This window comes from Sulfuricurvum sp. MLSB, from assembly GCF_000747095.1.
Lineage (GTDB): Bacteria > Campylobacterota > Campylobacteria > Campylobacterales > Sulfurimonadaceae > Sulfuricurvum.
In genome coordinates, this window is sequence record NZ_JQGL01000113.1 from 1 (window position 1) to 13,959 (window position 13,959).

Genomic DNA, 13,959 nt, shown 5'->3' on the forward strand with positions numbered 1-13,959 from the left:
TCAAGTCGTAATTTCCAGCCAGCGCGAATATCGCAAACGAAAACTCTCCGACCTGAGAGAGTGCGATCGCCGTTTTGAACGCAATTTTTGCTTTCGAATAGATACGTACGACTCCGAAAATCACGATTGCCTTGATGGCCAGAATCGCCAGTAAAATCGCGGCAATCTGAGCAAAATTGGAAACGAACAGTCCCAAATCGATCTTCATCCCGACCGTCACGAAGAAGGTTCCCAGAAGCAGATCTTTGAACGGTGCGATGTCCGATTCGACTTTGTGGTGATAGCGTGTTTCGGCAATGATCATTCCGGCTACAAACGCTCCGAGCGAATAGGTGAATCCGAATGCGTGCGCAAACAGGGAAGCTCCGACGACGATGACGAGAACCGAACCCATGAAGAATTCGTCCACTTCGCTGGAAGAAGCGAAGTGGAGCAGCCACGTCATCGCCCGTTTTCCGACGATAAACAGCAACCCGACGATCAAAACGGCACTGATGGAGGTTTGCAGGAGAACGTCGCCGATATCCTCTCCGTTAGAGCTCAGAAATCCGATCAGCAAAAGGATGGGGATGACGGCAATGTCCTGAAAAATGAGGATCCCCGTCGATTTTTGCCCGTAGGGACGGACAATCTCTTTGGTCGATTTGAGATAGCTCAAAACGACCGCCGTGGACGAGAGCGACAGAGCCATCGACGTGATCAGCGCCGTCTCCAGAGAAATCCCGAACACTCCGTAGGAAATAGCGAAAAAAATCGCTGCCGAGAGGATAACCTGCAGCGCTCCGTTGAAAAAAACATCGGTTTTCATCGTTGCCAACCGCTGCAGGGAAACTTCCAGCCCGATCGTAAACATCAAGAATACGACCCCGAATTCGGCAATCATTTCCAGCGTGTGAGAATCGGCCATATGCCGCAGGTCAAACGCATACGCGACCATTACCCCCGTCATGATGTAGCCGATGATCTGCGATATCCCCAATCGTTTCAAAATCAGGTTCACGACGATGGACACACCGAGCGCTATCGTGACGTAATAGAGGGCAGATTCCATAATTATCCTTTTTATAAGCGATAAAAGTATATAATGGCTCACTTAAAATTACGGCTCCTTGACGTCGCCGCGATGGCCTTTTTTGGCCTTTTTCACCAAAACAACAGACCCATAACTCGAAGGAACAACTCATGACCAAGTATATTTTTGTAACCGGCGGTGTGCTCAGTTCACTCGGTAAAGGGATTACGGCGGCAAGTATCGGCGCTCTTCTCAAACACTCCGGCAAAAATGTCGGCATGCTCAAAATCGATCCCTACATCAACGTAGACCCCGGTACCATGAGTCCGCTCGAGCACGGAGAAGTGTTCGTCACCAAAGACGGAGCCGAAACCGACCTCGATATCGGAAACTACGAACGTTTTCTGGATACGTCGTACCTGCGCACCAGCAACTTCACAACCGGCCAGGTCTACAGCAGCGTTATCGAGCGCGAGCGCAGCGGCGGATATCTCGGGCAGACGATCCAGGTCGTTCCACACATCGTCGGAGAAATCGTTGACCGGATCAAAAAGGCGGGCGAGGGGCACGATATCCTCGTTGTCGAGCTAGGGGGAACCGTCGGCGATATCGAAGGGTTGCCCTACATGGAAGCGATCCGTATGATGAAGCACGACGACGAAGTGGAAGGGACGTTTTTCATCCACGTTACCCTCATTCCGTTTATCAAAGCCGCCGGCGAGCACAAAAGTAAACCGACACAGCACTCCGTTCAGGAGCTTCGCCGTATCGGGATCACCCCGCAGATGATCATCGCCCGCAGCGAAGAGCAGCTGCCGAAAACATTCAAGAAAAAACTTGCCCTCAGTTGTGACGTCAGCGCGGACAGCATTATCGAAGCGATGGACGAGCAAACGATTTATGCCGTTCCGCTGAGCTTCCTGCAGCAAAACATCCTCACTCCGATTGCCAAAGAGCTTGATCTGGGCGAACTTAAGCCCGACATGGAGCAATGGGATTCACTGGTCAAAAAAATTGTTTCTCCCAAACATCGTGTCACGATCGGATTCGTCGGGAAATATCTGGAGCTTAAAGAGTCGTACAAATCGCTGATCGAAGCGCTGATTCATTCGGGAGCGCATCTGGATACCCGTGTCGCGATCAACTGGGTCGACTCGGAAAAAATCGAAACCAAGGGGGCAGAAGCGCTTCTGCGTGACTGTGATTCGGTCCTCGTCGCCGGAGGATTCGGAAACCGCGGTGTCGAAGGGAAAATTCAGGCGATCCGCTACGCCCGCGAAAACAAGATGCCCTATCTTGGGATTTGTCTTGGGATGCAGCTCTCTATCGTCGAATACGCCCGAAACGTACTCGGATACGAAGATGCCAACTCAATCGAATTCAACCCTGCCACAACCCATCCGATGATCTATCTGATCGATAATTTCATCGACCAGTCGGGGCAAAAACAGCTGCGAACCCATACCTCACCGATGGGTGGGACCCTCCGTCTCGGCGAATATCCGTGCGAAACCAAAGCGGGATCAAACCTTCGTACGGCGTATGGCAATACCGAAATGATTTTCGAGCGTCACCGCCACCGCTACGAAGCCAATCCGACGTACCGCGAAGCACTCGAAAAAGCGGGGATGATCGTGACCGGCGAATCGAACGGTTTGATCGAAGCGGTAGAAATCCCGAACCATCCGTGGTTTTTGGGCGTCCAATTTCACCCTGAATTCACTTCACGCCTCCAAAGCCCGAATGCTTCGATTTTAGCGTTCGTCAAAGCGACGTTTGCACATGCAAACCCTGCCTGAGGTACCGCTTCTCGACCATAACGCTCTGGGAGCATTTTTGGCACGCCGTTTCGGCAATGCTTCCGAAAAACTCTCCGATATTCCCCACCCGAAAGAGCTCAAAGATGCCCTAAAAGGGGCGAAACGTCTCGCTACGGCAATCCGGAATGGCGAACGCATTGCTGTCGTCGGCGATTACGATGTCGACGGTGTCACCTCGACCGCTATCGTCAAACGCTTCTTCAACCTCATCGGCTGTCCTCTGATCACCGCCATTCCAAACCGCTTTACCGACGGCTACGGCGTATCGCCGGGAATACTGGAGAGAATCGAAGCCGATGTCATCTTTACCGTGGATAATGGGATCAACGCCTTTGCCGCCGCCGAAGTCTGCCGCTCACGCGGTATCGATCTGATTATCACCGATCATCATACCCCTTCCGATACCCTTCCGGATGCCTGTGCCATCATCAATCCCAAGCAGCATGACTGCCCCTATCCGTTTAAAGAGATTTGCGGCGCGCAGGTCGCATGGCTGCTGATGGGCCTTCTCAAGCAGGAGATGAACCTCTCTATTGACATGCGGCAGTTTTTCCCCTTTTTGGCACTGGCCGTCATCGCCGACGTCATGCCGCTGGTAGGCTTTAACCGCGCGATCGTCAAAACAGGTCTGGAGATGATGCAGCGCTCGTCCCTTCCTCCGTTTGTCATGATCCGGGATTTTTTGAACCGTTCTTCGGTCTCTTCGGAAGATATTGCCTTTCAGATCGCCCCGCGGATCAATTCGGCAGGGCGACTCGAAGACGCGTCGATTGCGCTGGAATTTCTCCTCGCCGATAACGTCCAAAAGGCATTTGAGCAATTTGAGCTTTTGACCGCATTGAACACCCTGCGAAAAGAGACCGAAGCACAAACGACCGAAGAGGCCCTCTTGCAGGTGTCTCCTGAGGATACGCTCATCGTCGTAGCCGGAGAACACTGGAACGAAGGGGTGGTCGGGATCGTCGCATCGCGCCTTGTCAACCGTTTTCAAAAACCCGCCATTGTTTTGAGCATCCACAACGGCATCGCCAAAGGATCGGGCCGAAGCATCGGAAACGTCGATCTGTATTCCCTGATCAAATCCCAAGAAGCTCTGCTGGATAAATTCGGAGGGCACAAAATGGCGGCGGGGCTCTCCATGCCATCCGAGCACGTCGAGGCATTCCGCCGTCAAATCAACGAAGCGGCCCGTACCGTCAATCCCGCCGATTTTATCCCCAACAGCGATATCATCGGTGAGCTTGAACATCATATGATCAATTTTGAGCTTCTGGAACTTTTGGAACGCTTCGAACCCTACGGAGAAGGAAACCCGCGCCCGCGTTTTTTGCTCCGCGAGGCCGAAGTGGTCAGCATCAAGCTCTTCGGCAGCGACCAGTCCCACAGCCGTCTGGAACTGCGTCCCTCACGGGTGCAACCCAAAACACTCGAACTGGTCGCGTTTCGACGGACACTGGAGTGCCCCGAAAACAAGACGATGAGTTGCAGCTACACCGTAAACAGAAACGAATGGAACGGACGCGTATCCCTGCAGCTGATGTTGGAGCGGGTCTTTTGATGCGCATCTTGTTCCCCTTGCTCACACTGGCGTTTTTATCGGGAGGGTGCCAGGCTCCGACAGAACCCCTCCCTTATCCGATCACCCTCAGCCCAGAGGGGTTGGGGCCTCTCCGCCCCGGATTGTCTTTTGACGTTGCGGCACTCCAAAGCAAGCTTCCCGGCTTTACCGTCGAAAAAATGTCCCAAATCACGCCGGAGCGTTCCCGGATCCTCTTTGTCCTGAAACGCGGAGATGCCGTTATGGCGTACATCTTACCGGATGAACAGGGAAAACGGATTGGGAACATCAGCGTTGTGACGGAACTGATCCCCGACCATAACGGCCAGAAAGTGGGTGACCCGATTCATGAAAACCCGAGTCTGCGCTGTGCGGGCGACGAATGCCGCTACGGGACGCATCCATCGCTGTCGTATCGTCTTGCCCCCTCTAGCCGCATAATTCGCGAAATCACTCTGCAAAAGCTATAATACGGCATGGATACATTTTTTATCGAGTTTCGCGACCCGCTTTTCGGCATCATTGTTTTTTTCATTCTGCTGTTCATCCTCTCCTTTTTAAGCTATTGGTGGGGGCGGCATAAAACGGCGAAAGGGCACCGTGACCTCGAATCGTTTTTGGGAAGATTCGAATCGCTTGAAGATGAAAATCGCCTGCGCGATCAGGTACAGACCAATGCCCTCTCGAACGAATCGTGGCTGATGCTTTCGCACAGTTTCGAAGTGCAGGGGAATTTTGAAAAAAGCGTCGAAATCTACCGCGCCCTCCTTTCCAAAAACCGTGAAACGACATTCCAAAAGGACGTTTTGCTGCTGCTGGGGAAAAACTATTTCAAGGCGGGATTTCTGGAGCGTTCGCGTCAGACTTTTTTGCAAATCGTCCAAAATCATCCCCGTTCAGCGCAGGCGCTGCGTTATCTCGTTTTGATCTACGAGCAGCTCCAGCAATACGATAAAGCGCTTGAAGTGATGGAATCGCTGATGGAGATTGCGCCCGATGCCCTGAGCGAACAGCTCTACCTCGAATGCCGTCTTCTGCTGAGCGACCCCGCTGTAGGAATAGATGAAAAAGCGTCCCGCCTGATAGAACTCTATCAGACCCACCGTAAACTCGGTTACCTGATTTTTGAGTGGCTCTTCACCTATCGTCCGGCTTTGGCATGGCAGTATTTTGACCAATCGCTCTCCACGCGCCTTACCGATATTCTCTGGCGTCTCAGAGACGATAATCTTGATTTGGATATAATTGCAAACAATACCTATCTGCGGGAGCTTTTCACGGCCAAAGGCTCGGTAAGCCTGGCGGAAGGAAGTTCGGTTTTCGAGCTGGACGTCCTGATTGCTCTTCGCAAGTGCGGCGAGGGAAAAGCGGCGATGCAGTTTGAATATACGTGTGACGAATGTAAGCAAATCTCTTTTTTGCCGTTTCACCGCTGCCCCCACTGTCACGCGATCGATACGGTAAACGTCATTATGAATCTTTCACGGGAGCGGTATGAAGAAAATAACTCTCTTCAGTGACGGCTCTTCGCTGGGCAATCCGGGACCCGGAGGGTTCGGAACCATTTTACGCTACGGCACCAGCGAAAAGATCATCAGCGGCGGCGAACCCCATACGACGAACAACCGGATGGAGCTGCGCGGCGTCATCGAGGGGCTCAAGGCGCTCAAAGAACCGTGCAACGTCACGATCGTCTCCGATTCGAGCTACGTGATCAAAGGGATCAACGAATGGCTCGGGGGATGGGTGAAGCGAAACTTCGCCAAAGTCAAAAATCCCGATCTGTGGCGCGAATACCTCGAAGTCTCCGCACAGCACAAAATTTTCGGCGAATGGGTTCGCGGACATGACGGACACCCCGAGAACGAGCGATGCGACGTCATCGCCAAATCGGAGGCAGAAAAATACAAACAAGGAATAAACGGCAATGAATGACTTGCAAACCCTGCAGCAACAGCTTGGGTATCACTTTCAAAACAAAGAGCTCCTTATTGAAGCGCTGACGCATAAAAGCTACAAACAGCCCTACAATAATGAGCGCCTCGAGTTTTTGGGCGATGCGGTTTTGGACCTCATCGTGGGCGAATACCTCTATAAAAAGTTTACCGATTTTGATGAGGGAAAACTCTCCAAAATGCGCGCTTCACTGGTCAATGAAGGGGGCTTTACCCGTTTGGCGAGTTATCTGAATCTGGGAGAATACATCTATCTCTCGAATGCCGAAGAGAACAACAGCGGCCGTACCAAAAGCTCGCTCCTCTCGAATGCCTTCGAAGCGCTCATGGGAGCCATCTATCTTGAATCGGGACTGGACAAAGTGCGCGATATCACGATCCTCCTCCTTGAAAGCGTCCATGACGATATTTCACTCGATTCTCTGTTCAAAGACTACAAAACCTCCTTGCAGGAACTGACGCAGGCCCATTACGGGATCACTCCCGAATACGATCTTATCGCCGCGCACGGCCCTGATCATAAAAAAGAGTTCGAAGTCGCCGTCAGCATCGACGGAAAACGCTACGCTTCAGCGCAGGGAAAAAGCAAAAAACAAGCTCAGCAGGAAGCGGCTAAAATTGCTCTTGAAATGCTGTCAAAGGAGCTAAAATGAATCGGTTCGGGGAGCGGTTGACGATCACCACCTTCGGTGAATCGCACGGCAAAGCGATCGGCTGCGTTCTTGATGGCGTACCCGCCGGTCTTGCCATCGACGAAGCGTACATCCAAAGCGAGCTTGATCGTCGCCGTCCGGGGCAAAACGAGTTTGCAACCGCACGTAAAGAGGCGGATAAGGTCGAAATCCTCAGCGGCGTGTTCGAGGGACAGAGCACCGGAACACCGATCATGATGGTCATTTACAACACCGACCAAAAAAGCGGCGATTATTCCAATGTCAAAGACATTTTCCGCCCCGGCCATGCAGATTTTACCTATTTTCACAAATACGGCATCCGCGACTACCGCGGCGGCGGACGCTCAAGCGCACGTGAAACCGCCGCGCGCGTTGCCGGAGGAGCGGTCGCCAAACTGATGCTCAGAGAATTAGGGATCGAGCTTGTAAGCGGCATCAGCGCCATCCACGGAATCGAAGCCGATACGCTCGATTTTTCCTATCCGCCCAAAAGCCCTATCTATGCACTCGATCCTTCCGTCGAAGAAGCGCAAAAAACGGCTATTTTAGAGGCTAAAAATCGCCACGACTCTGTCGGAGGGGTCGCCACCGTCAAAATTTCAGGCCTTCCGATCGGACTCGGCGAAGGGCTCTATTACAAACTCGACGCGGTACTGGCTGAAGCCATGATGGGAATCAACGCCGTCAAAGCCGTCGAGATCGGCGAAGGTATCCGCAGCAGCGAACTCCTTGCCAGCCAAAACAACGACCCCATTACCCCCAACGGCTTCAAAACCAACCATGCGGGGGGAATCCTGGGCGGGATGAGCAACGGCGACGACGTCCTCGTACGCGTTCACTTCAAACCGACCCCGTCGATTTTTATCGATCAGGAAAGCATCGATACCGAAGGGCACAGCGTCAACGTTTCGCTCAAAGGACGCCACGATCCCTGCGTCGCCATCCGCGGTTCCGTCGTGGCCGAGGCAATGGCAGCGCTCGTATGTGCGGATATGGTACTGCTCAATATGGGACGCACCATGAACGGCGTCAAAAGCTATTACGCATAAATGCGAAGAGGCGCGCAAGCATCCCGAAAAACATTAAGATTTCTTTCGCTACCATAGAGAATTCCTACCAAAAGGGTTCTTTGTGGGCATCCAAAACTGCTACCTGTTAGATACTTCCGTTATCCTCGACGATCCAACCAATATTCTGCGTATCAGCGACGAAAACCAAAACGGTGTCGTTATTACCAATGTCGTTCTCTCCGAGCTCAACAGCAAAAAAGACGATATGCGCTCCGAAGCGGGCTTTCAGGCACGGGAGTTTTTCCGTCTGGCCGACATAGCGTGGGGGGAGCCGATCAGCTCGGTCGAACTGCCCGAATGCGTTCGCAGCCGAATCGATGTCAATCTGTGCAAAAACGACCGCTATTACCGTTTGTCCCTGAATTTTGACCGCTCGCTGCACGGCGGCGAAGCCAACGTCATCGACTTGTTTATCGTCCATCGCGAACAATACCGCGTAAGCGCGCACTTTTCGGAGCCAAAAGGGTTGAATGATGCGAAAATCGCCGAAATCGCGGACGATTACGACCTCACCCTCCTCACCAACGACATGTCGTTTCGTATCGCCGCCGAGATCCGCGGGATTCAAACCCAAAGTATCCGCAACAGCAGCGTCGAAGCCCCCGAAAAAATCGATTTTTCCTATACCTACGAATACGAAGAAACTCCCGCTCTTCCCTCCGAGCCTCAACACCATAATTTTGATCAGATCACGTTTGTCGAAAAAGCGCTCAGCACTGCTTCGGAAATGTACGAAACGGGGATTCAGCGCCATGCGTTCAGCGTCAACGGCCAAATCGAATGGTGCGATTTCGACCGCCGCTTCGGCGAACATTTTGATGAAAGCCTTGTTCGCCCTCTCAACCTCGAACAAAAATTTTATTATGCAATGATGACCCATCCCCAAAACTACGTTACCGTCGTCTCAGGTTCTACCGGATCGGGTAAAACCCTCGTCGCGCTTCAGGCGGGACTGGAACTGGTCGAAGAGGGGATCGTGGAAGGGATCGTGTATGCCCGCAACACCGTGACGGCAAACGATCCGCAGGCGGAGCTGGGCTTTCGCAAAGGGGACGAAGAGCAAAAACTGGGGTACTTTATGTACCCTCTGTATGCCGCGATCAACTTTACGATCGAGCACCAAAGCAAATACTCCATCGATGCGCGGGTCGAATATACGGGAAATACGAATTCGATCAAACGGGAAAACGCGACCGAAATTTTCATGAAAAAATACAACATCGAAGCGATGGACATCGCCCATATGCGAGGTACGACGATTTCACGCAAATTCGTCATCATCGACGAAGCCCAGAACATGACCATCCCGACGCTGAAACTGATAGGAACACGTATGGGCGATGAAACACGTCTCGTCGTCATGGGAGACCCGGGTCAGATCGACCACCCTTTCCTCTCCAAACGGCGCAACGCCCTCGTAACCCTGCTCAACAAAGCGCAGCACAACGACTTTATCGCCGGAATCCAGCTGCGCCATACGATCCGCAGCCAGGTAGCCGACTGGTTTGATAAGAATTTTTGATCATTTGTGGGGGGAAGTAAAAAGCACGCAAGCGTGCGCGGGCTTTCCGCCGAGGACATTGTGCCCCTTGCGGGTAAAACTAAGCGTTAGCGTAGCCGTGGGAGCTTTGCTCCCACGGCGTATAAAATCAGATGGGCAGAACGCGAATCTTCTGAGAAAGCTTTTCTTTGAGTGTCGCTTCGATGGCGTACAACGTTCCCGTCGTGGAGCTGGCGCATCCTGAGCACGCACCGAGATAGCGAATATACACATCGATGTACTCCGGAGAGTCTTTGATGTCAATGACTTCCATGTTTCCGCCGTCCATGACGAGGAACTGACGAACGCTCTCATCAATGGCGCTGTCAATCGCTTTGATCTTCTGTACCAGCGTCATCGTCTCGAAATCACCGTGCGTTCCGGCATCGGCCGCGGCACGCATCTTCTCTTCGTCCATCTCGCGGCGAACATCAGCGAGAATATCTACCAGATAATATTCGCGCGCTTCATGTCCGCCCGGCTTGATACAGGATTTACAAAAACCGCCGGCTTTTGTGTAGTCGGTGATCTGTTCGACCGTTTTGAGGTCATTGAGACGGATCACTTCGCGCAACGTCCCGAGGCTGACGCGGGCACATTCACACACAATGATCTCGTCTTCGAAGCTGGCCGCTTCTACGCCGAGGTAAAGTCCCGCCGCTTTTTTGATAACGTCGTACGCCATAACCGAACAGTGCATTTTCTGCGGCGGAACGGCCGGAACATCAGGGGTATCGCGCAAAGCCAATTCAACATCGATATTGGTGATTTTGACCGCTTCCTGTACGGTTTTGCCGATGCACAGCTGGGTCATCATGTCCGATGAGGCGATCGCCGTTCCGCACCCGAAGCTTTTGAATTTCGAGTTAACGATCGTATCGGTCGCTGGATCGACTTCCCAGTACAGACGCACCGCGTCTCCGCAGCTCTCAGCACCGAAATCGGCAACGATCAGTTTATGCCCTGCCGCTGCAGCCGCTTCTTCCGTAATTTCCCCCTGATGCTGGGGGTTGTTCATCAGCGTCGTTACTTTATTGGAATACTGGTCCCACAAAGACCCGCCCAAAAGATCATTTTTTGCCATAATGGTTTCCTTTAATGGTGAATATTGCATTCTCCGGCTTCGCCGCCGGGGGTTGGCTGTACTTTGGCATACGAGCTCGAAATGGCGCGCAGGCGCAAAACCGCTTTTTTAAACGCATCGATGACGTAATCAATCTCTTCATCGGTCGTAAAACGCGAAAGACTCAGACGGATCCCCGTATGGGCCAGCTCATGGTCGGCACCGATCGCCAGCATGACGGTATTGGCTTCCAAATCCTCAGACGCACAGGCCGATCCGGTCGATGCGCCGATGAGGGCATTGTTGAGATCCCACAGCATCCCTTCTCCCTCAACCCCTCGGATTGAGATCAGGATCGTATTCGGCGTGCGGTTCTCGCGGCTTCCGACGACCATAACGTCTTCAAGCGCCGCGATCAAGGCGTCTTCGAGCCGATCGCGTTTAGCGCGGATAGCAGCCATTTTGGCTTCGATGTTCTCAGTAGCCAATTCAAGCGCTTTGCCCATTCCGATGATGTAAGGGACATTGAGCGTGCCCGAACGTCGTCCGCCCATGTGTTCTCCGCCGTGCAGAAGCGGCGTAAGCTCTTGCGAGTTGCGGATATAAAGTGCTCCGATCCCTTTCGGACCGTGGAATTTATGCGCCGACATCGACATAAAATCAACATGAACGTCCTGAACGTCGACCGGAATCTTACCGACCGCCTGTACGCCGTCGGTGTGAAACAGTACACCGCGCTCGCGGCAGATTTCACCGATCTCTTTGATCGGGAAAATCATCCCCGTCTCGTTGTTCGCCCACATGACCGATACGAGAGCCGTTTTATCCGTAATAAAACTGCGCAGGGTGTGCGCTTCGACGATCCCCTGATCGTTCACCGGAAGGTAGGTTACTTTGACCCCCTGCTCTTCGAGGAACTTACACGTGGAGAGGATCGATGGGTGTTCCACTTCGGTCGTTACGATATGGTTCTTGTCCCCGTTGAGGATCTTGTCGACCCAGACCGATTTGAGCACCCAGTTGTTCGATTCGGTGGCACAGGAAGTGAAAATGATATCGTCATTGTCACCGGCATTGATCCCTTTGTACATCTGATTGATCGCCTTGGTGATCGCCGGATGCGAAGCGGTCCCGTATCGGTGAAGCGAATTGGGGTTTCCGTAGATGTCGCCGAAAAACGGGATCATCGCTTCAACGACGGCCGGATCGACCATTGTCGTAGCATTGTTGTCCAAATAGACTTGCATTGATTCTCCTTAGAGAAAGTAATATAAATAAAAGACAAAAACTCTCTTGTTTAACTTTCGGGATAATAGAGCAAAGCTCGTTATACTAACCTTAAGGGTTTTTTATGTTTAGCACCATTTAAGAATAGTTTTTAATTGGCCATCATCGCGATCAGTTGATCAACCGTTTCCTGAAAATCGGTTTTAAATTTTTCCCCTTGCGATAAAAATCTTTCCATCTGCTCTTTTTTGCCGATGGCTTCGTCAAGTTCCTTGTCCGTTCCTTTCGTATAGGCGCCGATGCGGATTAGCATCTCGTTTTCTTTCAGCAGCGTGTAGAGACGACGGAAACGGCGCGCCGCGGCAAAATGCTCGTGAGAGATGATGTCGTTCATGACCCGCGAGGCGGAGTTGAGAATATGGATGGGGGGATAGATCCCAAAATCGGTCAGTTCCCGGGAAAGGACGATGTGGCCGTCAAGGATCGAGCGCGACTGATCGGCAATCGGATCACTCAGATCGTCCCCTTCTACCAAAACGGTAAAAAAGGCCGTAATCGAACCTCTCCCCTCCTCTTTTCCTGCGCGCTCCATGAGCTGCGGCAGCAATGTCAGCGACGAAGGGGGGTATCCCTTGGAGGTAGGGGGTTCGCCGAGCGCGAGACCGATTTCGCGCTGCGCCATCGCGAACCGCGTCACCGAGTCCATCATAAAAAGGACATCGAGCCCTTGTCCCTTGAAATACTCCGCTACGCTCATTGCGCTGAACGCTCCGTATTTGCGCATCAGCGGCGAATCATCGCTCGTCGCGACGACAATCACGGTGTTTTCGAGATTGCCGCCGAGGTTTTTTTCGATAAATTCGGGGACTTCGCGCCCCCGTTCTCCGATCAGGGCAACCACCTTAATCGGCGCCTGCGCACCGCGGACGATCATCCCCATCAACGTCGATTTTCCGACGCCGCTTCCGGCAAAAATGCCAAGCTTCTGCCCTTTGCCGCACGATAAAAGACCGTCGATCGTTTTGACCCCGACGCTGAAAGGCTCATCGATCATCCCCCGCTTCATCGCGGCAATCGGAGCCTTAATAATAGGCTCCAGATGCGTACCCCCGATCGGACCTTTGCCGTCAATCGGATTCATAAACGGATCGACGACACGCCCCAGAAGCGCGTTTCCCACCTCGATCATCATTCCCGTCTGGTTCGGAAACACTTTATCGCCCGTACGGAATCCTTCGACGAAACGGAAAGGGGTGATGAAAAAACGGTTCCGTTCGACTTCGTTCACCATCCCCAGCGCTTCGGCTCCGTTGACCTCGGAAACGATCAGCACCGTATCGCCGATACTGACGTGAAGTCCTTCGGCGGTGATGACGGTCGGACTGATTTTAGTGACGGTGCCGAACAGTGTCGTCAGTTTTTCAATACCCAGACGGCTACGAAGCGTTTTTAGCGGCATCGGCTAGTAACGGGTCCCCGCCGGGGAATTGATCAAGTTGAAAAACTCCATACGCGTCTTTTCATCCCGCTTGAACAGCCCTCGGAGGGCACTGGAGGTAGTTGTTGAACTGATCTTCTCGACCCCGCGCATCTCCATGCACATATGGCGCGCCTGAATGACGACCGCCACCCCTTTGGGGCTGATCGCATGCATCAGGGCATCGGCAATCTGCTCGGTCAGCTGTTCTTGAATCTGCATCCGTCGGGCAAATACGTCCACGACACGCGGTATCTTGGAAAGGCCGACCACTTTTCCATCAGGAATGTAGGCGACATGGGCACGCCCGATGATCGGCAAAAGATGGTGTTCGCACGTCGAATAAAACTCGATGTCCTTGATCAGCACCATCTCGTCGTTGCTGGTCTCGAACATCGCCGCATTGAGAATGCTTTGGGGATCTTCCTGATACCCTCCGAACATGAATTCATACGCTTTCATCACCCGTTCGGGAGTTTTAAGAAGCCCCTCGCGGCTTTCGTCTTCGCCGACGTAACGGATCATCGTTTTGACCGCCGCTTCGAATGCTTGCTGATTGGTTG

General features: G+C 52.7%; 13 protein-coding genes. 8 read left to right on the forward strand and 5 right to left on the reverse strand.

Annotated elements, in window-relative coordinates:
• Nucleotides 1-1,051, reverse strand: a 1,051-nt coding sequence (locus JU82_RS07985; RefSeq protein WP_037949183.1) for a cation:proton antiporter, incomplete at its 3' end; no start/stop codon positions are given.
• 131 nt (nucleotides 1,052-1,182) lie between these two features.
• Between JU82_RS07985 and JU82_RS07990 the strand changes: the two genes are divergently transcribed.
• The 8 genes from JU82_RS07990 (at nucleotide 1,183) to JU82_RS08025 (ending at nucleotide 9,611) form a co-directional block, all read left to right on the forward strand.
• Nucleotides 1,183-2,811 (forward strand): CTP synthase, encoded by a 1,629-nt coding sequence (locus tag JU82_RS07990; RefSeq protein ID WP_037949186.1) that lies wholly within the window; start codon nucleotides 1,183-1,185, stop codon nucleotides 2,809-2,811.
• Nucleotides 2,795-4,390, forward strand: a complete 1,596-nt coding sequence (gene recJ, locus JU82_RS07995) for a single-stranded-DNA-specific exonuclease RecJ (protein WP_037949188.1) — start codon at nucleotides 2,795-2,797, stop codon at nucleotides 4,388-4,390. The genes JU82_RS07990 and recJ overlap by 17 nt, the downstream gene beginning before the upstream one ends.
• Complete coding sequence (locus JU82_RS08000) at nucleotides 4,390-4,860, forward strand: hypothetical protein (RefSeq protein ID WP_037949190.1); 471 nt, start codon at nucleotides 4,390-4,392, stop codon at nucleotides 4,858-4,860. The genes recJ and JU82_RS08000 overlap by 1 nt, the downstream gene beginning before the upstream one ends.
• A 6-nt stretch (nucleotides 4,861-4,866) precedes the next feature.
• Nucleotides 4,867-5,910 carry a tetratricopeptide repeat protein gene (locus JU82_RS08005; protein WP_037949193.1) on the forward strand — a complete coding sequence of 348 codons (1,044 nt, stop codon included), beginning with the start codon at nucleotides 4,867-4,869 and terminating at the stop codon, nucleotides 5,908-5,910.
• Complete coding sequence (gene rnhA, locus JU82_RS08010; protein ID WP_037949196.1) at nucleotides 5,885-6,325, forward strand: ribonuclease HI; 441 nt, start codon at nucleotides 5,885-5,887, stop codon at nucleotides 6,323-6,325. Before JU82_RS08005 ends, rnhA begins: the two co-directional genes overlap by 26 nt.
• Nucleotides 6,318-6,998: a ribonuclease III gene (rnc, locus tag JU82_RS08015; protein WP_037949199.1), complete on the forward strand. Its 681-nt coding sequence runs from the start codon at nucleotides 6,318-6,320 to the stop codon at nucleotides 6,996-6,998. Before rnhA ends, rnc begins: the two co-directional genes overlap by 8 nt.
• On the forward strand, nucleotides 6,995-8,068 hold the full coding sequence (gene aroC / locus JU82_RS08020; RefSeq protein ID WP_037949202.1) for a chorismate synthase: 1,074 nt from the start codon (nucleotides 6,995-6,997) through the stop codon (nucleotides 8,066-8,068). The genes rnc and aroC overlap by 4 nt, the downstream gene beginning before the upstream one ends.
• A gap of 82 nt (nucleotides 8,069-8,150) precedes the next feature.
• Entirely contained in the window at nucleotides 8,151-9,611 is a 1,461-nt protein-coding gene (locus JU82_RS08025; protein ID WP_294892587.1) for a PhoH family protein, read from the forward strand.
• Nucleotides 9,612-9,738: 127 nt separating this feature from the next.
• Here the strand turns inward: JU82_RS08025 and JU82_RS08030 are convergent, their stop codons facing one another.
• The 4 genes from JU82_RS08030 to folE all read right to left on the reverse strand — a co-directional run.
• Nucleotides 9,739-10,713 (reverse strand): iron-sulfur cluster assembly scaffold protein NifU, encoded by a 975-nt coding sequence (locus JU82_RS08030; RefSeq protein ID WP_037949205.1) that lies wholly within the window; start codon nucleotides 10,711-10,713, stop codon nucleotides 9,739-9,741.
• 11 nt (nucleotides 10,714-10,724) lie between these two features.
• A complete protein-coding gene (locus tag JU82_RS08035; RefSeq protein WP_037949208.1) occupies nucleotides 10,725-11,939 on the reverse strand; it encodes a NifS family cysteine desulfurase in 1,215 nt (404 codons plus the stop codon).
• A 131-nt stretch (nucleotides 11,940-12,070) separates the two neighbouring features.
• Nucleotides 12,071-13,378: a flagellar protein export ATPase FliI gene (fliI, locus tag JU82_RS08040; RefSeq protein ID WP_037949210.1), complete on the reverse strand. Its 1,308-nt coding sequence runs from the start codon at nucleotides 13,376-13,378 to the stop codon at nucleotides 12,071-12,073.
• Nucleotides 13,379-13,381: 3 nt separating this feature from the next.
• Nucleotides 13,382-13,959, reverse strand: a 578-nt coding sequence (gene folE / locus JU82_RS08045) for a GTP cyclohydrolase I FolE (RefSeq protein ID WP_037949214.1), incomplete at its 5' end; no start/stop codon positions are given.